Origin of the sequence: Rehaibacterium terrae, assembly GCF_014202935.1 — a bacterium.
GTDB classification, from domain to species: Bacteria; Pseudomonadota; Gammaproteobacteria; order Xanthomonadales; family Xanthomonadaceae; genus Rehaibacterium; species Rehaibacterium terrae.
The window spans coordinates 116,994-140,909 of sequence record NZ_JACHHX010000004.1; the positions used below are offsets into that span (position 1 = coordinate 116,994).

The 23,916-nt window shown below is 68.9% G+C and carries 22 protein-coding genes; 15 read left to right on the forward strand and 7 right to left on the reverse strand.

What is annotated here, in order from left to right:
- Positions 1–81 precede the first annotated feature (81 nt).
- From HNQ58_RS04060 to HNQ58_RS04070, 3 genes are all read right to left on the reverse strand, one after another.
- Complete coding sequence (locus HNQ58_RS04060) at positions 82–1,281, reverse strand: acetyl-CoA C-acyltransferase (protein WP_183947508.1); 1,200 nt, start codon at positions 1,279–1,281, stop codon at positions 82–84.
- Positions 1,282–1,384: 103 nt separating this feature from the next.
- Positions 1,385–3,754, reverse strand: coding sequence for a 3-hydroxyacyl-CoA dehydrogenase/enoyl-CoA hydratase family protein (locus tag HNQ58_RS04065; RefSeq protein ID WP_183947509.1), 2,370 nt, complete (start codon positions 3,752–3,754; stop codon positions 1,385–1,387).
- Positions 3,755–3,817: 63 nt separating this feature from the next.
- Positions 3,818–4,441 (reverse strand): TetR family transcriptional regulator, encoded by a 624-nt coding sequence (locus tag HNQ58_RS04070; protein ID WP_183947510.1) that lies wholly within the window; start codon positions 4,439–4,441, stop codon positions 3,818–3,820.
- Between the two features lie 218 nt (positions 4,442–4,659).
- Here HNQ58_RS04070 and ndk point away from each other — a divergent pair, with 218 nt between their 5' ends.
- From ndk to moeB, 10 genes are all read left to right on the forward strand, one after another.
- Positions 4,660–5,085 carry a nucleoside-diphosphate kinase gene (ndk, locus tag HNQ58_RS04075; protein ID WP_183947511.1) on the forward strand — a complete coding sequence of 142 codons (426 nt, stop codon included), beginning with the start codon at positions 4,660–4,662 and terminating at the stop codon, positions 5,083–5,085.
- 11 nt (positions 5,086–5,096) lie between these two features.
- Complete coding sequence (rlmN, locus tag HNQ58_RS04080; protein WP_409616852.1) at positions 5,097–6,251, forward strand: dual-specificity RNA methyltransferase RlmN; 1,155 nt, start codon at positions 5,097–5,099, stop codon at positions 6,249–6,251.
- The gene (gene pilW, locus HNQ58_RS04085) at positions 6,238–6,993 is read left to right on the forward strand and encodes a type IV pilus biogenesis/stability protein PilW (RefSeq protein WP_183947513.1); all 756 of its coding nucleotides are present in this window, start codon (positions 6,238–6,240) and stop codon (positions 6,991–6,993) included. The genes rlmN and pilW overlap by 14 nt, the downstream gene beginning before the upstream one ends.
- Positions 6,990–7,877 carry a RodZ domain-containing protein gene (locus HNQ58_RS04090; protein WP_183947514.1) on the forward strand — a complete coding sequence of 296 codons (888 nt, stop codon included), beginning with the start codon at positions 6,990–6,992 and terminating at the stop codon, positions 7,875–7,877. The genes pilW and HNQ58_RS04090 overlap by 4 nt, the downstream gene beginning before the upstream one ends.
- A 64-nt stretch (positions 7,878–7,941) precedes the next feature.
- A complete protein-coding gene (locus HNQ58_RS04095; RefSeq protein ID WP_183947515.1) occupies positions 7,942–8,586 on the forward strand; it encodes a YfgM family protein in 645 nt (214 codons plus the stop codon).
- Between the two features lie 2 nt (positions 8,587–8,588).
- A complete protein-coding gene (bamB, locus tag HNQ58_RS04100) occupies positions 8,589–9,764 on the forward strand; it encodes an outer membrane protein assembly factor BamB (RefSeq protein WP_183947516.1) in 1,176 nt (391 codons plus the stop codon).
- A 22-nt stretch (positions 9,765–9,786) separates the two neighbouring features.
- Positions 9,787–11,184 carry a ribosome biogenesis GTPase Der gene (gene der, locus HNQ58_RS04105; RefSeq protein ID WP_183947517.1) on the forward strand — a complete coding sequence of 466 codons (1,398 nt, stop codon included), beginning with the start codon at positions 9,787–9,789 and terminating at the stop codon, positions 11,182–11,184.
- Entirely contained in the window at positions 11,181–11,762 is a 582-nt protein-coding gene (gene mobA, locus HNQ58_RS04110) for an NTP transferase domain-containing protein (protein WP_183947518.1), read from the forward strand. Before der ends, mobA begins: the two co-directional genes overlap by 4 nt.
- Positions 11,759–12,988: a molybdopterin molybdotransferase MoeA gene (locus HNQ58_RS04115; protein WP_183947519.1), complete on the forward strand. Its 1,230-nt coding sequence runs from the start codon at positions 11,759–11,761 to the stop codon at positions 12,986–12,988. The genes mobA and HNQ58_RS04115 overlap by 4 nt, the downstream gene beginning before the upstream one ends.
- Positions 12,989–13,019: 31 nt before the next feature.
- Entirely contained in the window at positions 13,020–14,156 is a 1,137-nt protein-coding gene (moeB, locus tag HNQ58_RS04120; protein ID WP_183947520.1) for a molybdopterin-synthase adenylyltransferase MoeB, read from the forward strand.
- Positions 14,157–14,243: 87 nt separating this feature from the next.
- Here the strand turns inward: moeB and HNQ58_RS04125 are convergent, their stop codons facing one another.
- A complete protein-coding gene (locus HNQ58_RS04125; protein WP_183947521.1) occupies positions 14,244–14,549 on the reverse strand; it encodes a DUF1244 domain-containing protein in 306 nt (101 codons plus the stop codon).
- 59 nt (positions 14,550–14,608) lie between these two features.
- On the opposite strand from HNQ58_RS04125, the gene folD reads away from it, so the two are divergent.
- The 4 genes from folD to tadA all read left to right on the forward strand — a co-directional run bounded on the left by folD (position 14,609) and on the right by tadA (position 19,231).
- A complete protein-coding gene (folD, locus tag HNQ58_RS04130) occupies positions 14,609–15,466 on the forward strand; it encodes a bifunctional methylenetetrahydrofolate dehydrogenase/methenyltetrahydrofolate cyclohydrolase FolD (protein ID WP_183947522.1) in 858 nt (285 codons plus the stop codon).
- Positions 15,467–15,523: 57 nt separating this feature from the next.
- Complete coding sequence (guaB, locus tag HNQ58_RS04135; protein WP_183947523.1) at positions 15,524–16,981, forward strand: IMP dehydrogenase; 1,458 nt, start codon at positions 15,524–15,526, stop codon at positions 16,979–16,981.
- Positions 16,982–17,083: 102 nt separating this feature from the next.
- Positions 17,084–18,652 carry a glutamine-hydrolyzing GMP synthase gene (gene guaA / locus HNQ58_RS04140; protein WP_183947524.1) on the forward strand — a complete coding sequence of 523 codons (1,569 nt, stop codon included), beginning with the start codon at positions 17,084–17,086 and terminating at the stop codon, positions 18,650–18,652.
- A gap of 87 nt (positions 18,653–18,739) precedes the next feature.
- On the forward strand, positions 18,740–19,231 hold the full coding sequence (tadA, locus tag HNQ58_RS04145) for a tRNA adenosine(34) deaminase TadA (protein WP_183947525.1): 492 nt from the start codon (positions 18,740–18,742) through the stop codon (positions 19,229–19,231).
- Between the two features lie 76 nt (positions 19,232–19,307).
- Here the strand turns inward: tadA and HNQ58_RS04150 are convergent, their stop codons facing one another.
- Positions 19,308–19,781 carry a DUF2721 domain-containing protein gene (locus HNQ58_RS04150; RefSeq protein WP_183947526.1) on the reverse strand — a complete coding sequence of 158 codons (474 nt, stop codon included), beginning with the start codon at positions 19,779–19,781 and terminating at the stop codon, positions 19,308–19,310.
- A 69-nt stretch (positions 19,782–19,850) separates the two neighbouring features.
- On the opposite strand from HNQ58_RS04150, the gene orn reads away from it, so the two are divergent.
- Positions 19,851–20,420, forward strand: coding sequence for an oligoribonuclease (gene orn / locus HNQ58_RS04155; protein WP_183947527.1), 570 nt, complete (start codon positions 19,851–19,853; stop codon positions 20,418–20,420).
- A 30-nt stretch (positions 20,421–20,450) separates the two neighbouring features.
- Here orn and HNQ58_RS04160 read toward each other — a convergent pair whose 3' ends face one another.
- A complete protein-coding gene (locus HNQ58_RS04160; RefSeq protein WP_183947528.1) occupies positions 20,451–21,317 on the reverse strand; it encodes a mechanosensitive ion channel family protein in 867 nt (288 codons plus the stop codon).
- Between the two features lie 108 nt (positions 21,318–21,425).
- Positions 21,426–23,798: a phosphoenolpyruvate synthase gene (gene ppsA, locus HNQ58_RS04165; RefSeq protein ID WP_183947529.1), complete on the reverse strand. Its 2,373-nt coding sequence runs from the start codon at positions 23,796–23,798 to the stop codon at positions 21,426–21,428.
- Positions 23,799–23,916: the final 118 nt, after the last annotated feature.

Below are 23,916 nucleotides of genomic sequence, written 5' to 3' on the forward strand. Positions count from 1 at the left end.
GGACGCGGAGTGGATCAATGGGATGTCCTCCGTATCCTCCTGCTTCTCTCCGCTGACTCCGTGAGTGTCTTTGCTTCCCCGTTACACCGCTTCGAACAGGCCCGCCGCGCCCATGCCGGTGCCGATGCACATGGTGACCATGCCGTACTTCAGGCCGCGCCGGCGCAGGCCGTGGACCAGGGTGGCGGTGCGGATCGCGCCGGTCGCTCCGAGCGGGTGCCCGAGCGCGATGGCGCCCCCGAGCGGGTTCACGCGGGCCGGATCCAGCTCGCAGTCGCGGATCACGGCCAGCGCCTGCGCGGCGAAAGCTTCGTTCAGCTCGATCCAGTCGAGCCGATCTTTCGACAGGCCCGCCTGCCGGAGCACCTTGGGAATCGCCGCGATCGGGCCGATGCCCATCACTTCCGGACGCACGCCGGCCACCGAGAAACCGACGAAACGCGCCAGCGGCGTCAGGCCGTAGTCCTTGATCGCCTGTTCGGAGGCCAGCAGCACCGCGCCGGCGCCGTCGGACATCTGCGAGCTGTTGCCTGCGGTCACGCTGCCGCCATTGCGAAACACCGGGCGCAGCTTCGCCAGCCCTTCGGCGCTGGTGTCGGCGCGCGGGCCTTCGTCGTGCTCGACCAGCAGCTCACGGACGCGGACGGCACCGCCGTCGAGATCGGGCTGGTGCGAGATCACCTGGTATGGGGTGATCTCGGCGCGAAACTCGCCGGCATCGATGGCGGCCAGCGCCTTGCGGTGCGAGGCGAGGGCGAAGGCGTCCTGATCCTCGCGGCTCACTTTCCATTCCTCGGCGACCTTCTCGGCGGTGATGCCCATGCCATAGGCGATGGCGACGTTCTCGTCCCGGGCGAACACCTGAGGGCTGAGGGCGACCTTGTTGCCCATCATCGGCACCATCGACATAGACTCGGTGCCGCCGGCAATGACCAGGTCGGCCTCACCCAGCCGGATCCGGTCGGCGGCCATCGCCACCGCTTGCAGGCCCGAGGAGCAGAAGCGGTTGATGGTCTGTGCCGGGACGGTGTGTGGCAGTCCGGCCAGCAGCACACCGATCCGGGCCACGTTCATGCCCTGCTCGGCCTCGGGCATGGCGCAGCCGATGATCACGTCCTCGATACGGCCGACGTCGATGCCGGGCGCCTGTGCAACCACGGCGCGCAGCACGTGCGCCAGCATCTCGTCGGGACGGGTGTTGCGGAACACGCCGCGCGGCGCCTTGCCGACCGGCGTGCGGGTAGCGGCGACGATGTAGGCCTCTTGAATCTGCTTGCTCATTGGAACGTCCTTGGGTCGGTACCGGCAGCCGGCAGTCGCCAGCCGGAAAATTTCGGGATGCGGGCTTGCCGGTGGCCGGTTACCGGCTACCGGTTCCCATCGCTCAATTCCTCAACGGCTTGCCCGTCTTCAGCATGTGCGCGATGCGCTCCTGGGTCTTTGGCATCTGCGCCAGGGCGACGAAATGCTCGCGCTCCAGCCGCAGCAGCCAGTCCTCGTCCACCAGTGTGCCGCGATCGACCTCGCCGCCGCACAGCACGGTGGCGATGCGGCTGGCGATTTCGTAGTCATGCTCGGAGATGAAGCGGCCTTCGAGCATGTTCACCAGCATCATCCTGAAGGTGGCGATGCCGACATCGCCAGCCACCGCGATGCGGCGGCCGGGCAGCGGCGGCCGGTAACCGCTCTCGGCCAGCGCACGCGCCTGGGCCTTGGCGACGTACAGCAGCTCATGCGGATGGAACACGACCACGTCGCCATCGCGCAGCAGTCGGAGCTCCTTGGCCTCGATCGCCGAGCCGGACACCTTGCCCATGGCGATGGTTTCGAAGTACGGCTTGAGCGCGGCGAACACGTCGCCGCCCGTGCCGGCCGCGGCGGCGGCGCGCTGGGCGATTTCCTTCAGGCCGCCGCCGGCCGGCAGCAGGCCGACGCCGGCTTCGACCAGGCCGATGTAGCTTTCCAGCGAGGCGACCGTACGCGCCGCATGCATCTGGAACTCGCAGCCGCCGCCGAGCGCCAGGCCGCGCACGGCAGCCACCACCGGCACCAGCGAGTACTTGATGCGCTGGCTGGTGGCCTGGAAGTTGGCGACCATCGCCTCGAACTCGGCCAGCTTGCCGGCCTGCAGCAAGGCGAGCGCACCGGCGAGGTCGGCGCCGGCCGAGAACGGCTCGCGCGGTTGCCAGATCACCAGGCCGTCGAAGTCCCGCTCGGCCACGTCGATGGCCTGTTGCAGGCCTTCGAGCACGCCGTCGGAGACGGTGTTCATCTTGGTCTTGAAGCTGGCCACGGCAATGCCGTCGCCGTCGTGCCACAGGCGCAGGGCATCGGTCTCGAACACCGTCTCGCCCGGGGCAAAGCGCTCGCCGAGCACCGGGTCGGGGAAGCGCTGGCGCGCATAGACGGCGAGCGTGGAGCGCGGCTTGGCGGCGTTCGCCGAGGGGCTGTAGCTGCCGTCCGGACCATGCACGCCGGCGCGGCCATCGCTCACCCAGGCGGGGAGGGCGGCATCGCTCATCGCCTTGCCGGTGGCGATGTCCTCGGCGATCCAGCCGGCCACCTCGCGCCAGCCCGCCGCCTGCCAGGTTTCGAACGGCCCCTGCTGCCAGCCGTAGCCCCAGCGGATCGCCAGGTCGACATCGCGGGCGGTGTCGGCGATGTCGGCCAGATGGAAGGCGCTGTAATGGAACAGGTCGCGGAAGCAGGCCCACAGGAACTGCGCTTGTCGGTGCCCGCAGGCGCGCAGGCGGGCAAACTTCTCGACCGGGTTCTTCAGCTTGAGGATCTCGGCCACCTCGGGAGCAACCTCGGCCCCTGACGGACGGTAATCCTGCTTCGCCAGGTCGACGACCTGGATCTCCTTGCCGACCTTGCGGAAGATGCCGGCACCGGCCTTCTGGCCGAGCGCGCCCTTGGCGATCAGCGCCGACAGCCACTCGGGCGTCTTGAAGTAATGGTGCCAGGGGTCGTCAGGCAGGGTGTCGGCCATGGTCTTGATGACGTGCGCCATGGTGTCCAGGCCGACCACGTCGGCGGTGCGGTAGGTGGCCGACTTGGGCCGGCCGACCAGCGGACCGGTCAGCGCATCGACCTCGTCGAAGCCCAGGCCGAACTGCGCGGTGTGGTGCATCGTCGCCAGGATCGAGAACACGCCGATCCGGTTGCCGATGAAGTTGGGCGTGTCGCGGGCATAGATCACGCCCTTGCCCAAGGTGGTGGTGAGGAAGGTTTCCAGCCCCTCCAGTACCGCGCGATCGGTGTGCCGGCAGGGGATCAGCTCGGCCAGGTGCATGTAGCGCGGCGGGTTGAAGAAGTGCACGCCGCAGAAGCGTGTGCGCACCGCGTCGGGCAGGGCATCGGCCATGGTGTTGATCGAAAGGCCGGAGGTGTTGGAGGCGACCACCGCATGCGGCGCGATGTGCGGCGCGATCTTGGCGTACAGGTCACGCTTCCAGTCCATCCGTTCGGCGATGGCCTCGATGACCAGGTCGCAACCTGCGAGCAGGGGCAGGTGCTGGTCGTAGTTGGCCGGGGTGATTTCCGCCGCCAGTGCCTTGCTGGCCAGCGGAGCGGGGGAGAGCTTGCCGAGGTTGGCGATGGCCTTCTCGACGATGGCGTTGGGGGTGCCCTCTTTCGCGGGCAGGTCGAACAGGATCGTCGGCACGCCGGCATTGGTCAGGTGGGCGGCGATCTGTGCACCCATGACGCCGGCGCCGAGCACGGCCACCTTGCGGATCTGGAGTTTCGGCATGGTTGGATTCCGGTTGAAGGAGAGGGCGGGCCGGCACCGACCGGCCCGTCGGATGTGGAAGGCTTACACGGCGCGCAGGCCGGCCGCGGCGAAGCGGATCAGTTCGCGCGCCGCACGCTCGCAGTGCTGCTGTTCGCTGACCCCGGCCGGGCGCTTGATCAGGCCGAAGTCGGCCATGGCATAGGTCAGCGCACCGGCGGTGAAGTCCAGCCGCCAGTACAGCTCCTCCTTGCCCAGGCCCGGCAGGCAGGCGGCGATGGCCTTGGCGAAGTCGCGCAGCACATGGCCGTAGTTGTCGGAGAGGAACTTGCGCAGGCGGTCGTTTTTCTCCGCGTAGGCGCGGGCCAGCACGCGGACGAAGGCCGAGCCGCCGTGGCGGTCGAGGGTCAGCGCCAGTGCCGGCTCGATGAACGCGGCCAGGATCGCTTCCAGCGAGCCGGGCGACTCGGTCAGTGCGGCCTTCAGGGCCTTGAGCCGGTTCTCGCTCAACTCGTCCAGCCGGCGCCGGAACACCTCGTTGACCAGGTTCTCCTTGCTGCCGAAGTGGTAGTTGACGGCGGCGATGTTGACGTCGGCACGGCTGGTCACCTGGCGCAGCGAGGTGCCGGCGAAACCGAACTGGGCGAACAGCTCCTCGGCCGCGCCGAGGATGCGTTCCTTGGTGTTGAAGTGGGTCGTGGCGGTCACGGCAGACTCGTTTGAATGGTGTGATTGAAACGCACGTTTCAGATACTGACTCCGAACCGGCGGAAGGTCAACCGCCTGTCATCGGGCGCTGTTCGCCAGCCGGCGGAATCGGGTAGAATTTGCGGCTGGAGTTCCATCTAAGCCCGCGATTTTCGCGGGTTTTGTGTTAGCGTGGCCGTCCCCGGCCAAGGTTTTCCCACGTCCCCTACGGAGTCCCCATGGCGCTGGAGCGCACCATTTCCATCATCAAGCCCGATGCCGTCGCCAAGAACGTCATCGGCGAAATCTACACCCGCTTCGAAAAGGCCGGCCTCAGGATCGTCGCCGCCAAGATGAAGCACCTCACCCGCAAGGAGGCCGAGGGCTTCTACGCCGTGCACCGCGAGCGCCCGTTCTTCAATGCGCTGGTCGAGTTCATGACCTCCGGCCCGGTGATGATCCAGGTGCTGGAAGGCGAGAACGCCGTGGCCAGGAACCGCGAGCTGATGGGCGCCACCAACCCGAAGGAGGCCGCGCCGGGCACCATCCGCGCCGACTTCGCCGAGTCGATCGACGCCAACGCCGTGCACGGTTCGGACAGCCCGGAGAACGCGGCGATCGAGATCGCCTACTTCTTCGCCGCCACCGAGCTTTGCCCGCGCTGAGTCGTGATGCCGTGACCGAGGCCGCCGCCAGGACCAATCTGCTCGACCTCGATCGCGCGGGGCTGGAGCGCTTCTTCGCCGAGACCCTTGGCGAGAAGCGCTTCCGCGCCCACCAGGTGATGAAGTGGATCTACCACCAGCACGTCACCGACTTTTCGCAGATGACCGACGTGGGCAAGGCGCTGCGCGCCAAGCTCGAAACCCACGCCGAGATCCGCCCGCCGAGCGTGCAGTTCGACAAGCCCTCGGCGGACGGCACCCACAAGTGGCTGCTCGGGATGGACGCGGGCAATGCCATCGAGACCGTGTTCATCCCCGACAAGGGCCGCGGCACGCTGTGCGTGTCCAGCCAGGTCGGCTGCGGCCTGAACTGCCAGTTCTGCTCCACCGCGACCCAGGGCTTCAACCGCAACCTCTCGACCGCCGAGATCATCGGTCAGGTCTGGGTGGCCTCCAGGCACCTTGGCAACCGGGCCCACGTCCACCGCAAGCTCACCAATGTGGTGATGATGGGCATGGGCGAGCCGCTGCTGAATTTCGACAACGTCGTGCGGGCGATGAGCCTGATGCGTGACGATCTCGGTTTCGGCCTGGCCAACAAGCGCGTCACGCTGTCCACCGCCGGCCTGGTGCCGATGATCGACCGGCTCGGCGCGGAGAGCGACGTCGCGCTGGCGGTATCGCTGCACGCGCCCAACGACGAGCTGCGCACCCAGCTGGTGCCGCTGAACAGGAAGTATCCGATCGCCGAGCTGATGGCCGCCTGCGTCCGCTACCTGCGCCAGCGACGGAAGGGCGAGTCCATCACCTTCGAATACACCCTGATGAAGGGCGTGAACGACGACCCGGCCACCGCACGCGAGCTGGCTCGACTGATGCGAAGGTTCTGCAACGAAGTGCAGTACGCGGACGCGGCCAAGGTCAACCTGATTCCGTTCAACCCCTTCCCCGGCACGCGCTTCGAACGCAGCGACGAGGCGACCATCCGCGCCTTCCAGAAGATCCTGCTCGACGCCGGAGTGCTCACCATGGTCCGCCGCACCCGTGGCGACGACATCGATGCCGCATGCGGCCAGTTGAAGGGGCAGGTCATGGATCGCACCCGCCGGCAAGCCGAGTTCCGCAAGAAACTCGAACGGGAAGGGCTCTCGCATGAGGCTGCGTGACCTGTCGATGCTGGCGCTGGCGGCGCTGCTGGCCGGCTGCGCCGGCGGCGGAGCTCGTCCAGGTGCCAGCGACGAGCGCGCACGCCTGGCCATGCAGAATGTCGCGATGGGCCAGCAGTATCTGGAGCAGGGCATGCACGAGATCGCCCTGCAGCGCCTGCAGGAGGCCCTGCGTCACGATCCGCGCTCCGCCGACGCGCACAGCCTGCTCGGCGTGCTGTACGAACGGATCGGCCGCGCCGCGCTGGCCGAAGAGCACTACGGCCGCTCGGTCCGTCTGGCTCCCGAACGCGGCGCCATCCTCAACAACTACGGTGCCTGGCTGTGTCGCAACGGCCGCCCGGCCGAAGCCGGGGAGTGGTTCGTCCGCGCGCTCGACGATCCCTTCTACCGCACGCCTGTGGCCGCGCTCGCCAACGCCGGCAACTGTGCCTTGCTCGCCGGTCGTCTCGACCAGGCCGAGGAGTTCTTCCGGCGTGTGCTGGAGATCGACCCGGGTCACCTGGACAGCCTGCACCAGCTCACCGTCCTGAGCTACGCCAGGGGTGACCTGCTGCGGGCGCGGGCCTTCTCCCAGCGCCGGCTCGCGGGCGGTCCGCCGGACCCCGGCGCGTTGGAGCTGGCCGCGCGCATCGAGGACGGACTGGGCGACAACGCCGCCGCAAACCGTTATCGTGCACGTTTGCGCGCCGAGTTTCCCGATTACCGCCCGACCTCGCCTGATTCTCCCAGGACGCCATGACCCCGGACCCAAGCGCAGACAACGAGAACGCCTCCCGCTCGCCCGGCTCGCGCTTCCGTGAGGCCCGTGCGGCCCAAGGGCTGAGCGTCGAGGCGGCGGCCGCAAGGCTGAAGATTCCCGTGGCCGTGGTCGAGGCCATCGAGCGCGACGACTACAGTGCGCTCGGCGCGGCGATCTACGTCCGCGGCCACTGCACCGCCTACGCCCGCCTGCTCGGGCTGGCTCCGGACATCGTCGACGACGCCTGCCGCCAGAGCCGCAGCGCGCCGCCACCGCTGGTGGCGATGGCGCCCAGCACGCGTCTGCAGCGCTTGACCGACCGGCTGGCCCGCCGTGCCGTCTACGTCGTGCTGACCGGCGCGATCGTGCTGCCGGTGATCTGGTATGCGACGCAGGAGGCGCCCGAGATCGCCCGCGTCAACCTCAGCCCCCTGGACGTGCCGCCAGGAGGGCAGGCGCCGCTGACCGACATCGCTGCGCTGATTCCGGACGGCGAATCTGCTCCGGCACGTCAGCGGGGGGAGGCCGACCACCCGGTCGTGGCCTCGCTGGCGCCGTTCTACGCAAAGCCGGCGGCGGCGGACGAGTCCGCCGCGGACGCGCCGACCGAGGTTGCGCCGGACTGGCTGGTGCTCAGCTTCAACGGTCCGAGCTGGGTCGAGATCTTCGCCGCCGACGGCACCCGCCTCGAACAGGCCTTGCTGGGCCCCGGCAGCGAGCGCCGTTATGCCCCCGGTCAGGTGGCTCGCATCACGCTGGGCAATGCCGAGGCGGTCGAAGTCCGGCAGGCAGGCAGGAAGGTCGACTTCAGCGCCTACCGCCGGGCCAACGTCGCACGGTTTACGGTATCCTCCGACGGCACGCTGGCGCCCGTCGGCGGCTGATTCCGGCGACTCTTCCAAATTTCTCCTTGCGATGCCCGGATGACCCGTCCGGGCCCTGAGGCTCATGAGCGAACTAGACGAACTCGAACAGGGCGAACGCGTCCGCAACTGGCTGCGGCAGAACGGCAGCACCATCGTCACCGGCGTCGCGCTCGGTGTGGCCATGATCTTCGGCTGGCAGTGGTGGCAGGGCAGCCGGGTCGAGCACCGACTCACCGCGGCCACCCACTACGAGGCACTGGTCGAGGCCGCCGAACGCGGCGAGCGCGACACCGTCCAGGCGCTCGCCGGCACGCTGGCCCAAGGCTATGCGGATACACCGTACGCGGTCCTGGCTGCATTGCGTCTGGCCGAGGCGCAGGCGACGGCCGGCGAGAACGAGGCCGCCCTGGCCACGCTCGAGGCTGCCAGCGGAAAGAGTCCCGACCCGGCCCTGAACGAGCTCCTGCAATTGCGCAGCGCCCGTCTGGAGATCGCCCTGGGCCGCCATGAGCAGGCCCTGACCCGTCTGGCGCGCGTGGGCGACGCCTATGCGGCGCTGGCGCATGAACTGCGCGGCGATGCCCATCTCGCCCTGGGGCGTGCCGGCGAAGCGCTGGCGGCCTACCAGGAAGCCCTGACGCGCATGGACGCCGCCGCGCCGGCGCGTCCGATCGTACAGATGAAACATGACGATCTGGCGGCTGCGGCCGGGTCGGCGGAGTCGTGAGCATGATGCGTCGCCTGATCGTCCTCTTCGTCTGCGCCGCCCTGCTGGCCGGTTGCGGTACCCGTGTCGGCAAGTGGTTCGGCTCGTCCAGCAAGGACAATGTCGATGCGCCGGCGGAGCTGACCGACTTCGCGCCCAGCGTCGGTGTCGACAAGCTGTGGTCCCTCCGGCTCGGCAAGGGCGAGCGCCGGCTCTGGATCCGCCAGGCCCCTGCGGTCGTGGAGGGGCGCGTCTATGCCGCCACCCTGCAGGGCCGGGTCGTGGCCCTGGATCTGGAGAGCGGACGCGAGTTGTGGCGCAGTGAGACCGGCATGCGGCTCTCCGGCGGCCCCGGCGCTGCCGGCGGTTTCGTCGTGGTCGGCAGTCTCGACGGCGACGTGCTCGCGCTCGATGCCGACAGCGGTGCCGAGCGTTGGCGTACCCGCGTGTCCTCCGAGGTGATTTCACGCCCGCTTCTTGCCCATGGCATGGCGGTGGTGCGCAGCAACGATGGCCGGGTTTTCGGGCTCGACCTCGGCGAGGGCGCGCGGCGCTGGGTCTTCGATCGCGGCATCCCGGCGCTGACCGTGCGCGGCAATGCCTCGCCGGTCCTCGGTCAGGGACTGGTGTACCTGGGTTACGACGACGGCACCGTGGTCGCCCTGCGTGTCCAGGACGGCCTGCGCGTCTGGGAGCAGGTGGTCGCCGAACCGGACGGGCGCAGCGAGCTGGAACGCATGGCCGACGTCGATGGCGATCTGCAGGTCGGCCTGAGCGAGGTCTTCGCGATCAGCTTCAAGGGCCAGATGCTGGCGATGGACGCCGCCAACGGCCGCCCGCTGTGGACCCGCGACACCGGCAGCTACGCGGGGCTGGCCCTGCTCGGCGACCGCCTGGTCGTCGCAGACAAGGCCGGCAGCGTCTGGGCGATCGACCGCAACAGCAGCAGCGCACTGTGGCGACAGGAGGCGTTGGCGCACCGCTGGCTGACCACGCCGGCGGTGCAGGGCGACTACGCCGTGGTGGGCGACCTCCAGGGCTATCTGCACTGGCTGCGGCTCGGCAACGGCGAGCTGGCGGCCCGCGTCCGCCTGGGCAAGGAGCCGATCCGCGCCACGCCGCAGGTTTCGCCGGAGGGCATCCTCGTGGCGATCGATACCTACGGCGAACTGGCCGCCTACCGCCTCGGCGGTCCGTGAGCCCGTACCCGGAGTTCCCGCCATGCTTCCCCTGGTTGCGCTGGTCGGGCGCCCGAACGTCGGCAAGTCCACGCTGTTCAACGCGCTCACGCGCACCCGCGACGCGCTGGTGCACGACCAGCCAGGCGTCACCCGCGACCGTCATTACGGGGTGTGCCGGCTGATCGAGGGCCGCGAGTTCGTCCTCGTCGATACCGGCGGCATCGCCGGCGAGGACGAAGGGCTGGCCGGGCTGACCGCGCAGCAGGCGCGGGCCGGCGCCGAGGAGGCCGACCTGGTGCTGTTCGTGGTCGACGGCCGCGAGGGGCCGTCCGGGCTGGACCAGGACATCCTCGGCTGGTTGCGCAGGACCGCCAAGCCGGTCCTGCTGGTGATCAACAAGATCGACGGCGTCGATGAGGACGCCGCCTTGGCCGATTTCGCCCGTTTCGGCCTGCCGGTGGTGCTGCCGGTCTCGGCCGCGCACCGGCAGGGCCTGGACGACCTGCTCGACGAGGTGCTGGCGCGTCTGCCGGAAGATGGCGACGCCGCCGTGCTCGAGCACGATCCCGAGCGCATCGCCATCGCCTTCGTCGGCCGCCCCAATGTGGGCAAGTCCACTCTGGTCAATCGCCTGCTCGGCGAGGAACGGATGATCGCCTCGGACGTGCCGGGCACCACCCGCGACTCGATCGCGGTGGACCTGGAGCGCGATGGCCGCAAGTACCGGCTGATCGACACCGCCGGCATCCGCCGCAAGTCCAGGGTCGAGGAGGCGATCGAGAAGTTCAGCGTCATCAAGACCCTGCAGTCCATCGCCGTGTGCGAGGTCGCGGTGGTCATGCTCGACGCCAGCGAGGGTGTCACCGACCAGGACGCCACCGTGCTCGGTCATGTGCTCGAATCCGGCCGCGCGCTCGTGGTCGCGGTCAACAAGTGGGACGGGCTGAGCACGTATCAGCGCGAGCAGGTGCAGGCGCTGCTGAGCCGCAAGCTCGCCTTCGTGGAGTGGGCCGAGGTGGTGTTCATCTCCGCCAAGCACGGCTCGGGCCTGAAGGAGCTGTTCCGCGCCATCCATCGCGCCCATGCCTCGGCGACGCGCGAATTCACCACATCGGAAGTGACCAAGGCGCTGGAAATCGCCTACGACAGCTTCCCGCCGCCGGCAGTGCGCGGTCATGCGGCGAAGATGCGCTACGCCCACCCGGGCGGCTCCAATCCGCCGGTATTCATCGTGCATGGCACGCGGTTGCGTTCGTTGCCCGACAGCTATCGGCGCTACCTGGAGAACTTCTTCCGCAAGCGCTTCAAGCTGGTCGGCACGCCGATCCGCTTCGAGTTCCGCGAGGGCAGCAATCCCTACGAGGGCAAGAAGAACGAGCTGACCGAGCGGCAGATCCAGCGCAAGCGCCGCCTGATGCGGCACGTCAAGCGCAAGTGATCGCGCCGGCTGAGCTGACCCTCGGCATCATCGCCGGTGGCGCCGCCACCCGCCTGCACGGGCGCGACAAGGCTTGGCTGAGACTCGCCGATGAGCCGCTGGTGCAGCGACTCGTGCGCGCATTCGCCGGTCAGGTGTCGTCCACGTGGATCAGCGCAAATCGGGACCTGGAGCGTTACGCCGCGGCAGGCCTGCCTGCCGTGTCCGACCGTGTTGCGACCCGGCCGGGACCGCTGGCCGGCATCGATGCGCTACTCGCCGCCTGTCCGACGCCCTGGCTGCTGACCGTGCCGGTCGATCTGCTGCACCCGCCGCCAGACCTGCCGGCGCGCCTGCGTGCGGCCTGCGCCGACGCGGCCGGCGCCTACGCCCGCGATGACGACGGCCCGCAGCCGCTGGCTGCGCTCTGGCGCGTCGCCGCCTGCCGGACGGCGGTCGCGCAGGCGCTGGCAGGCGGCGATTACGCCGTGCACCGTGTGCAGGCGGGGCTCGGCCTGGTCCGGGTCGATTTCGCGGGGCTGCGCTTCGGCAACCTGAACACCCCCGAGGATCTGGCCCGCCACGGCATTCAGTCATGAACGGCAGCCACATCGGCCGGATCGGCTTCGACGAGGCGCTGTCGCTGCTGCGCGACGCGGCCACACCCGTGCCCGCCGAGGCGATCCCGCTCGCGCAGGCGCTCGGCGGCGTGCTGGCCGAGGACGTGACCGCGCCGATCGACCTGCAGCCCTTCGACAATGCCGCCATGGACGGTTTCGCCGTCCGTGCCGCCGACCTGCGTGCGGACGGGGTGTCGGCCCTGCGACTGGTCGGCGAGCAGTACGCCGGACCCGCCCGCGATCTGGCGGTCGGCCCCGGAGAGTGCGTGCGCATCACCACCGGGGCGCCGCTCCCGGCCGGCGCCGACAGTGTGCTGATCAAGGAGGAGGCGCGGCTGGCCGATGGCCGGGTGATCGCGGCGTGCGCCCTCACGCCCGGCACGCACGTGCGCCGGCGCGGCGAGGACGTGCGCCGGGGAGAGGTGGTCCTGCATGCAGGGCAGGTCGTGACACCGGTCCGCCTCGGCATGCTCGCCGCGCTCGGCTTCAGCCGGGTGCCGTTGCGCCGTCGGCCGCGCGTCGCGGTCTTCAGCAGCGGCGACGAATTGCGTCCCGCCGGCGAGCCGCTACGTCCGGGCGAGATTCACGACAGCAACGGGCCGATGTTGCAGGCACTGCTCGCGCGCGAAGGCATCCAGGCCGCCCCGCAGCACTTGCCGGACGATCGCGCCGCCGTGACCGAGCGCCTGCGCGCGGCCGCGCGCAGCGCCGATCTGGTCCTGACCTGCGGCGGCGTGTCGGCCGGCGAGAAGGACCTGCTGCCCGCGGTGCTCGCGCAGCACGGTGAGGTCGTGTTCTGGAAGGTGCGCATCAAGCCCGGCATGCCGGTGCTGTTCGGTCGTCTGGATGGCACGCCGGTGCTGGGCCTGCCCGGCAATCCGGTGTCGGTGCTGGCGACCTATCTCACCCTTGCACTGACCCTGCTCGATGCGATGCAGGGACGCAGCGAGGCGCGGGCGACATGGCGGGCCCGTCTTGCAGCCCCGGTCGACAAGCCGCATGGCCGGCTGGAATTCCGGCGTGGTCGCCTGGAGGTCGATGAACACGGAGGGCTTCGCGTCCATCCCGACCCGGCGACCGGCTCACATCGGCTGCGTGCGGCGGCGCAGGCGAACGCGCTGATCGTGTTGCCCGAGGGGCCGCTGACGCTCGAAGCGGGCGCGCTCGTGCACGTGCTGCCCTACGGCGAGTTCGGCGCGCGCTGAACTCGACCGGCCGCAGAGCGATAATCGCCGCATGAGCGCGCCCACCATTCCGCAGATCTCCCCCAGCGAGGCCCTGGCACGGCAGCGTGCCGGTGCGTTGCTGATCGACGTGCGCGAGACGCACGAATGCGCGCTCGGCTACCCGGAGGGAGCCCTGCGTGTGCCGCGCGCCACGCTCGAGGCGGAGCCCGGGCTGCATGTGGCGCGGCCGGCGATGGAGGTGCTGCTGATCTGCGCCTCCGGCCGTCGTTCGCTGCTCGCGGCCGAGTGCCTGGCCAGGCGGGGCTATGCCCGGGTGGCTTCGGTGGCAGGCGGCTTCGCGCGCTGGGTCGAGGAAAACCTGCCGGTGTCGCGACCGGAAGGCGACACCGATTTCTATCAGCGCTACTCGCGCCACCTGCTGCTCCCGGAGGTCGGCGAGGCCGGACAGCGCAGGCTGGAAGCGGCGCGTGTGGCCCTGGTCGGCGCCGGCGGGCTGGGGTCACCGGCGGCGTTCTACCTCGCCGCTGCCGGCATCGGCACCTTGCGGTTGGCCGACGACGACGTGGTCGACCGCAGCAACCTGCAGCGGCAGATCTTGCATACCGATGACCGTGTCGGCCTGCCCAAGGTGCAGTCCGCTCGCGCCACGCTGGCCGCGCTGAACCCGCGGGTGCGCGTCGAGCCGCTGGCCGAGCGCATCACCGCCGCCAACGTCGAGCGCCTGATCGGCGATGCCGACGTGGTGATCGACGGCGCCGACAATTTCGCCGTGCGCTACCTGCTGTCGGATGCCTGCGTGAAGCTGGGCAAGCCGCTGGTGTACGGTGCGGTGCATCGCTTCGAAGGCCAGGTGAGCGTGTTCGACGCCGGTCGCCAGCGCGGCAGGGCGCCGTGCTACCGCTGCCTGTTCCCGGAGCCGCCGCCGCCCGAGTTCGCGCCCAACTGCGCCGAAGCCGGCGTGCTCGGCGTACTGCCGGGCATCATTGGCCTGCTGCAGGCCAACGAAGCGATCAAGCTGGTCCTCGGGTTCGGCGAGCCGCTGATCGGCCGTCTGCTGCACTTCGACGCGCTGGCGATGCGCTTCCGCGAAACGCGGCTGTCGCCCGACCCGGACTGTCCGGTGTGCGCTGCCGGCAAGCCGTTCCCGGGCTATATCGACTACCAGCGGTTCTGCGCGGCCGGCTGAGACGCGCACGCCGCGCCTCGCGCGCTGCATGCGTTTCGCTGCCCGATCGCGACCGGCGCCGGAATCGCGGCGAAAAACGGCGCGATCTCAGCCATGCTTCTTTTGCGACGCCTCGAAGGCGGCGAGCTGCTCCGGCGTCGCCTCGCGCTGGTATTTCGCCTTCCACTCGGCGAATGGCATGCCGTAGATCGCTTCGCGCGCCTGCTCCCGGCTCATCGTCGCGCCCGCGGCCTCCGCCGCCTCGCGGTACCAGTCGGCCAGGCAGTTGCGGCAGAAGCCGGCGAGGATCATCAGGTCGATGTTCTGCACGTCGCTGCGCCGGCGCAGGTGTTCCAGCAGGCGCCGGAAGGCGGCGGCCTCGTACTCGACCACCGGGGACACGGTGTCGCTCATGTGGCGGTCTCCTCGCTGCATCGGGGATAATCCCGCACTTTACCAGCGGGGCCTGGCCCATGACCGCACGCATCCTCGACGGCAAGCGCATCGCCGATGAACTCCTCGTCCACCTGGCGGGGCGCGTGCAGGCGCGGGTGGCGGCCGGCAAGCCGCGACCGGGGCTGGCGGTGATCCTGGTCGGCGCCGATCCGGCCTCGCAGGTATACGTGCGCAACAAGCGCCGCGCCGCCGAGAAGGTGGGCATCCGCGCCATCGACTATGACCTGCCTGCGAGCACCAGCGATGCGGATCTCGCCGCGCTGATCGACAAGCTCAACGCCGATCCCGAAGTGCACGGCATCCTGCTGCAACTGCCGCTACCCGACCGCCGCGATGCCTCCTCGCTGATCCTGCGCATCGATCCGCGCAAGGATGTCGACGGCTTCCATCCCGAGAATGTCGGCCATCTGGCCTTGCGTCAGTTCGGGCTGCGCCCGTGCACGCCGCGCGGCATCACCACGCTGCTGGGTTACACCGACCGCCCGGTGCGCGGACAGACCGCGACGATCGTGGGCGTCTCCAACCACGTCGGCCGGCCGATGGCGCTGGAGCTGCTGATCGCCGGCTGCACCACGATCTGCTGCCACAAGTTCACCCCGCGCGACGTCTTGGAGACGCAGGTACGCCAGGCCGACATCCTGGTGGTGGCGGTGGGGCGGCCCAACCTGATTCCGGGCGAGTGGGTGAAGCCGGGCGCGGTGGTGATCGACGTCGGCATCAACCGGCTGGAGGATGGCCGCCTGTGCGGCGACGTCGGTTTCGCCGAGGCGGCCAAACGGGCGAGCTGGATCACCCCGGTGCCCGGCGGCGTCGGCCCGATGACCGTCGCCACGCTGATGCAGAACACGCTGGAGGCGGCCGAGGCGGCGGACTGAGATCGAGTCCCGCCCGGCAGGGTATAATGGGCCGCTTCATTCCCCCGGAGCCGCTCCATGCTGCGCATCCAGGCCGAAGCACTCACCTTCGACGACGTCTCCCTCGTTCCCGCGCACTCCACCGTCCTGCCCAGGGACGTCAGCCTGTCGACCCGGCTGACCCGCGGCCTCCGCCTCAATCTGCCGATCGTCTCGGCCGCCATGGACACGGTCACCGAGGCCCGCCTGGCCATCGCCATGGCCCAGCTCGGGGGCATCGGCATCATCCACAAGAACATGTCGGTCGCGCAGCAGGCGGCCGAAGTGCTGCAGGTGAAGAACTTCGAGGCCGGCGTGATCCGCGAGCCGTTCACCGTCGGCCCGGAAACCACCATCGGCGAGGTGCTCAAGCTCACCCGGGCGCGCAACATCTCCGGCGTGCCGGTGGTGGACGGCGACCAACTGGTCGGCATCGTCACCAGCCGCGACATGCGCTTCGAGAGGAAGCTCGACGACCCGGTCCGCCACATCATGACCAAGAAGGATCGTCTGGTGACCGTGCGCGAGGGCGCCAGCGACGATGAGGTGCTGCAGCTCATGCACAAGCACCGCATCGAGAAGGTGCTGGTGGTCGACGAGGCCTTCCGCCTGCGCGGGCTGATCACCGTCAAGGACATCCAGAAGGCGCGCGACAACCCCAACGCCGCCAAGGATGCCGACGAGCAATTGCTGGTCGGTGCCGCGGTGGGTGTCGGTGGCGATACCGAGGAGCGGGTCGCCGCGCTGGTCGAGGCCGGCGTGGACGTGGTGGTGGTCGACACCGCGCACGGCCACTCGCAGGGCGTGCTCGACCGCGTGGCCTGGGTCAAGAAGAACTTTCCGAACCTGCAGGTCATCGGCGGCAACATCGTCACCGGTGAGGCCGCGCTGGCGCTGATGGATGCCGGTGCGGACGCGGTGAAGGTCGGCGTCGGCCCGGGTTCGATCTGCACCACCCGGATCGTCGCCGGCGTGGGCGTGCCGCAGATCACCGCCATCGGCATGGTCGCCAACGCGCTGCAGGACCGCATCCCGCTGATCGCCGACGGCGGCATCCGCTACTCCGGCGACATCGGCAAGGCACTGGCCGCCGGCGCTTCGTGCGTGATGATCGGCGGCCTGTTCGCCGGCACCGAAGAGGCCCCCGGCGAGGTCGAACTGTTCCAGGGCCGCAGTTACAAGAGCTACCGCGGCATGGGGAGCCTGGGCGCGATGGAGAAGGGCAGCAAGGACCGCTACTTCCAGGACGCCTCCGACGCCGACAAGCTCGTCCCCGAGGGCATCGAGGGCCGTGTGCCCTACCGCGGCCCGCTGCGCAACATCGTCCACCAACTGGTCGGCGGCATCCGCGCCTCGATGGGCTACGTGGGCTGCGCCAGCATCGAGGAGATGCGCAGCAAGCCCAGCTTCGTCCGCGTCACCAATGCCGGCACCCGCGAGGCGCACGTCCACGACGTGCAGATCACCAAGGAGCCGCCGAACTACCGCATGAGCTGAGTGGTAGTCGGAAACCGGTAACCGGCAATCGGTAACCGGAATGCAAGCCAATCCCTCGGGAACGCCTTCCGGTTCCCGGTTACTCGTTACCGGTTGCCGTCAATGACCGACATCCACAGCGACAAGATCCTCATCCTCGATTTTGGCGCGCAGTACACCCAGCTGATCGCCCGCCGCATCCGCGAGATCGGCGTGTACTGCGAAATCTGGGCCTGGGATCACGACCCGGCCGAGATCGTGGCCTTCGGTGCCAAGGGCATCATCCTCTCCGGCGGACCGGAGTCCACCACGGCACCGGATGCGCCCAAGGCGCCGCGGGAGGTCTTCGAGCTGGGCGTGCCGATCCTGGGCATCTGCTACGGCATGCAGACCCTGGCCGCGCAGCTCGGCGGCAAGACCGAGGCCGCTGTGGAACGCGAGTTCGGCTACGCCGAGGTCGAGGTGATCTCGCCCTGCGCGCTGCTCGACGGCTTCAAGGACCATGCCGGCTCGCCGCCGCGATTGGACGTCTGGATGAGCCATGGCGACCGCGTCAGCGCGGTGCCGCCGGGCTTCAAGGTGACCGCGCGCACGCCGTCGGTGCCGATCGTGGCGATGGCCGACGAGGAGCGGCGCTGGTATGGCGTGCAGTTCCATCCGGAAGTCACCCACACCAGGCAGGGCGGAGCGCTGCTCAAGCGTTTCGTGCACGAAATCTGCGGCTGCCGGATGCTGTGGACCGCAGCCAACATCATCGAGGACCAGATCGCCCGCGTGCGCGAGCAGGTCGGCGACGATCACGTGCTGCTCGGCCTGTCCGGGGGCGTCGATTCTTCCGTCGTGGCGGCACTGCTGCACCGCGCGATCGGCGACAAGCTGACCTGCGTGTTCGTCGATACCGGCCTGCTGCGTTGGCAGGAAGGCGACCAGGTGATGGCGATGTTCGCCGAGCACATGGGTGTGAAGGTGATCCGCGTCGATGCCCGCGAGCGCTTCTTCGCCGCGCTGGAAGGCCACAGCGACCCCGAGGCCAAGCGCAAGATCATCGGTCGGCTGTTCATCGAGGTCTTCGAGGAAGAGGCGGCCAAGATCGAAAACGTGAAGTGGCTGGCGCAAGGCACCATCTACCCGGACGTGATCGAGTCGGCCGGCAGCAAGACCGGCAAGGCCCACGTCATCAAGAGCCATCACAACGTCGGCGGCCTGCCCGAGCACATGAAGCTCGGCCTGGTCGAGCCGCTGCGCGAGCTGTTCAAGGACGAGGTGCGCCGGGTCGGCGTCGAGCTGGGCCTGCCGCACCACATGGTCTACCGCCACCCGTTCCCCGGCCCGGGCCTGGGCGTGCGCATCCTCGGCGAGGTCAGGCCCGAATACGCCGAGCTGCTGGCCCGCGCCGACCACATCTTCATCGAGGAGCTGCGCCGGCACGGGCTGTACGACAAGGTCAGCCAGGCCTTCGCGGTGTTCCTGCCGGTCAAGTCGGTCGGCGTGGTCGGCGACGCCCGCGCCTACGAGTGGGTCATCGCGCTGCGCGCGGTCGAGACCATCGACTTCATGACCGCCCACTGGGCGCATCTGCCCTACGAGTTTCTTGATCTTGTATCGCGCCGAATAATCAATGAGTTGCGAGGAATTTCTCGCGTTGTTTATGACATCAGCGGCAAGCCGCCCGCGACCATCGAGTGGGAGTAGCCGGCCTGCCCGCGAGCCATGGGCTCGCGGGCCGGGCGATCCGCGGCCGGTCTGGCAGCACCGGCATTGAACGAAGCTGAGCCTGAGATGACGATTCCGGACTCCATCGATGCGTCCGATGAGCGCTGGATGCGCCACGCCCTGGCGCTGGCCGACCGCGCCGAGGCCGAGGACGACGAGGTGCCGGTGGGTGCGGTGCTGGTCGGCGCCGACGGCACGCTGCTTGCCGAGGGCTGGAACCGCAACATCACCGAGCACGACCCGACCGCGCATGCCGAGATCGTCGCCATGCGCCAGGCCGGCCTGCGCCTGGGCAACCATCGCCTGCTCGGCACCACGCTGTATGTGACGCTGGAGCCGTGCGCGATGTGCGCGATGGCGATGGTGCACGCACGCATAGCCCGCGTGGTCTACGCCACCGGCGATCCCAAGACCGGTGCCTGCGGCAGTGTCTTCGACCTGCTGGCCGATCCGCGCCACAACCATCGCGTGCAGGTGCAGGGCGGTTTGCTGGCGGAGGAAGCCGCTGCACGCCTGACCGGCTATTTCCGCCGCAAGCGCGGCAAGGCGGCGGGTTGAGGCGACGCTGATCGAGCCAGCGTCGCCGCGCCCATGGTTGGCACGCAGCGGCCGGGCAAGTCCGGGATGGACTTGCTCAGGCCCTCCCTGAATCACTCCTGCGCCCGAGCTGATGATCCAGCTCGTCGTCGAGACTGCGCACCGCCAGGCTGACCTCCAGCCCCATGAACAGGCTGCCGGCGAGCAGGCAGAATGTGCCGAACACGGCCAGGCCGGTCGGCAACTCGCCGAGCGCGAAACCGGTGAAGGCGTCGACCGCCAGCGCCAGGCTGGTGCCGACGAACGAACCCAATGCGACGTAGAACAGCACGCAGGCGCGCAGGACGTGATAGCTGCGCCGGCGATGGCGGGCGATCTGCGGCTCCAGCACTGCCTGCTGCCCGGGTTCGGAGCGCGCCCAGTCGGTCACCAGCGCCCGCAACCGGTCCACCACCCGCGCCAGCCGGTTGTTGGCCGAGATCAGCAGCGACCCGGTCGCCGCCATCAGCAGGGCGGGGGCCAGCATGGCGGTGAGGATCTGGTAGTGGCCGAGGGGGTCGGTCAGCGGCATGGCGAGGCCTCATCCGGGGGCAGGGCGGGCTGAAGTATCATGCCGACCTTTCCCGTGTCCGGCGAGCACATGAGCCAACCGAACCTTCCCAACGAAGAGCACCTGATCTGGATCGACCTGGAGATGACCGGGTTGGACCCGGACACCGATTCCATCCTGGAGATCGCCACCGTGGTCACCGACAAGGAGCTCAACGTGCTCGCCGAGGGTCCGGTGCTGGCGATCCACCATCCGGTCGGACGTCTGCAGGCGATGGACGAGTGGAACCGCAACCAGCACAGCCGTTCCGGCCTGTGGGCGCGGGTGCTGGAGAGTGACATCGATCTGGCGCGCGCCGAGGCGCTGACGCTGGACTTCCTGACCCGCTGGGTGCCGGCCGGCAAATCGCCGATGTGCGGCAACTCGATCTGCCAGGATCGCCGTTTCCTCTATCGTCTGATGCCGCGGCTGGAGCGTTACTTCCATTACCGCAATCTCGATGTGAGCACGGTCAAGGAGCTGGCCCGGCGCTGGGCTCCCGATGTCGGCAAGGGCTTCAGCAAGGACTCCGCACACACCGCCCTGAGCGACATCCGCGATTCGGTCGCGGAGTTGCGGTATTACCGTCGTTTCATGGGGCGGCTTGGCGGCCTGGAGTGAGCGTCGACGCACGCGACCGGCAGAGGCCGCTCACTCCGCCTGCTGGCTGACCCGCCCGATTGCCTGCCCGATCGCATCCGGCAGGTGCAGGTGCACGTCGCGCTGCGGGTAGGGAATGGTGATGCCGGCTTCACCCAGTCCGCGGTGCACGGCCTCCAGCAGGTCGCTGCGGGTCGGTGCGAAGTCCGGCGTGCGCACCCAGGCGCGCAAGGCCAGGTTGACGCTGTTGTCGCCCAGCCCAGTGACCACCACGTCGGCAGCCGGTTCGGTCAGCACCTTCCCGTGTCCGGCGGCGATCGCCAGCAACACGCGGCGCGCCTCGCGCACGTCATCGTCGTAGCCGATGCCGACCGGGATGTCGATGCGGCGCTGTTCGCGGGCGGTGAAGTTGATGATCGGCACGGCGGCGATCTGGGCATTGGGCAGGATCACCTCGTGGTTGTCGAAAGTGCGGATCACGGTCTGAAACAGCCGAACCTGCTCGACCACGCCATCGGTACCGGCCAGCTTGACCACATCGCCGGCACGGAACGGCCGCAGCACGATCAGCATCACCCCGGCGGCGATGTTGGACAGCGAATCGCGCATCGCCAGGCCGATCGCCAAGCCGGCGGCGCCGACCACCGCCAGCAGTGAGGTGGGTGGCACACCGACCGCATCCAGCGCGGTCACGATGACCAGAATCAGGATGGCGGCATAGGCCAGGTTGGCGAAGAAACTGCGCAGGATCGGGTCGACCGAGGTGCGGCCGAGCAACCGGCCGACCGTCTTCGACATCCGACGGGCCAACCACAGTCCGAGCAGGACGATCAGCAGGGCGCCAAACAGGCGCAAGCCCCACACCAGGAGCAGATCGATCCAGTTGACGGCCAGCGTGGCCTGGGTCAGTGTCTTCATGACTTCCTCCGGTTCGCGGACAGGCGGCATCGGAACGACAAGGCCCCATCGGATGGGGCCTTGCAGTCACACCAAGGTAGCGTGCCAGGAGTTAGCGCAGGGTGAGAATCAGCTGGCTTTGAGCTTGGCCAGCCGCAGCCAGGTGTCGATCACGGTGTCGGGATTGAGCGACACCGACTCGATGCCCTCCCGCATCAGCCACTCGGCGAGATCCGGATGGTCGGACGGCCCCTGGCCGCAGATGCCGACATACTTGCCCTTGGCGCGGGCGGCCTGGATCGCCATCGACAGCAGCTTCTTGACCGCCGGGTTCCGCTCGTCGAACAGGTGGGCGACGATGCCCGAATCGCGGTCCAGGCCGAGCGTGAGCTGGGTCAGGTCGTTCGAGCCGATCGAGAAGCCGTCGAAGATCTCCAGGAACTCCTCGGCCAACAGCGCGTTCGATGGCAGCTCGCACATCATGATGATCTTCAGGCCGTTCTCGCCGCGCTTGAGGCCATTGGCTTCCAGCGTTTCGATCACCGCGCGGCCTTCCTCCAGCGTGCGCACGAACGGGATCATGACCCAGCAGTTGGTCAGGCCCATCTCGTCGCGGACCTTCTTCACCGCGCGACATTCCAGCGCGAAGCAGTCGCGGAACTCCGGATGCACATAACGCGAGGCGCCACGGAAGCCGATCATCGGGTTCTCTTCGTGCGGCTCGTACTGCTTGCCGCCGATCAGGTTGGCGTACTCGTTCGACTTGAAGTCCGACAGGCGCACGATCACCGCATGCGGCGCGAAGGCCGCGGTTAGCGTGGCGATGCCTTCGGCCAGACGGTCGACGTAGAAGCTCACCGGGTCGGCGTAGCCGGCGATCAGCGGGTCGATCTGGGCGCGGACATCGGCAGGCTGCCGGTCGTACTCCAGCAGCGCACGCGGGTGCACACCGATCTGGCGGGCGATGATGAACTCCAGCCGCGCCAGGCCGATGCCCTGGTGCGGCAGCTGGGCGAAGTCGAAGGCGCGCTCGGGATTGCCCACGTTCATCATGATCTTGAGCGGGGCAGGGGGCATGTTTTCCAGGTCGGTGGTGGCCACCTCGAAGTCGAGCTTGCCCTCGTAGATGTAGCCGGTGTCGCCCTCGGCGCAGGACACCGTGACCTCGGTGCCGTCGGGGATCTTCTCCAGCGCGTCGCCGCAGCCGACCACGGCCGGCACGCCGAGTTCGCGGGCGATGATCGCCGCATGGCAGGTGCGGCCGCCGCGGTTGGTGACGATGGCGGCGGCTCGCTTCATCACCGGCTCCCAGTCGGGGTCGGTCATGTCGGCAATCAGCACGTCGCCCGGCTGCACCTTGTTCATCTCGGCCACCGAGCGGATCACCCGCGCCACGCCGCTGCCGATCTTGTGGCCGATGGCGCGGCCCTCGCTCAGCACCGGGCCGCGGCTGGACAGGTGATAGCGCTCGATCTGCGTGGCTTTGCCGCGCGACTTCACCGTCTCCGGGCGCGCCTGCAGAATGTAGAGCTTGCCGGTCAGGCCGTCCTTGCCCCACTCGATGTCCATCGGACGGCCATAGTGCTCCTCGATCACCAGCGCCTGCTTCGCCAACTCGTGGACGTCCTCGTCGGTGATCGAGAACTTTGCGCGCAGCCCGGCCGGCGTGTCCTCGTTGCGCACGCGCTCGCCCGGCTGGTCCGAATAGACCATGCGGATGTGCTTGCTGCCGAGCTGGCGGCGCAGGATCGCCGGACGCCCCTGACGCAGTGTCGGCTTGTAGACGTAGAACTCGTCCGGGTTGACTGCGCCCTGCACGACGTTCTCGCCGAGGCCGTAGCTGGCGGTGATGAACACCACGTCGCGGAAGCCGGACTCGGTGTCGAGCGTGAACAGCACGCCGGAGGCGCCGACATCCGAGCGCACCATCAACTGGATGCCGGCGGAGAGGAAAACGTCCTCGTGCTTGAAGCCATGGTGCACGCGGTAGGCGATGGCGCGGTCGTTGTAGAGGCTGGCGAAGACCTCCTTGACCTTGTGCATCACCTCGTCCTCGCCGACGACATTGAGGAAGGTTTCCTGCTGGCCGGCGAAGCTGGCATCGGGCAGATCCTCGGCCGTGGCGGAGGAGCGCACGGCCACCGAGACGTTCCCGCCACCCGCCTCGGCGCAGAGCCTGCGGTAGGCCTCGCGAATGTCCCGGTCGAGGGCGGGCTGCAGCGGTGCGTCGATCACCCAGCCGCGGATCTCGGCGCCGGCCTGCACCAGTGCGTCGACGTCCTCGACGTCGAGCTTCGCCAGGCGATCGAAGATGCGCTGGGAAAGATCATTGAACGCGATGAACTCGCGGAAGGCGTGCGCCGTGGTGGCGAAGCCGCCAGGCACGGAGACGCCGAGCTGGCTCAGGTTGCCGATCATCTCGCCGAGCGAGGAGTTCTTGCCGCCGACCTGGGCGAGGTCGGACAAACGCAGCTCGTGCAGCCACAGGACGTTCGCGTTCAACGTCATTCTCCTGGAGGGGAAAGGGCGGTCCGGGCGCGGGGCGCCGCCGGAAACGCGTATGATGCGGCGCGGCGAAATCGCATACAAGCTTGATTTTGCGGATATTTCATGTGTCGGC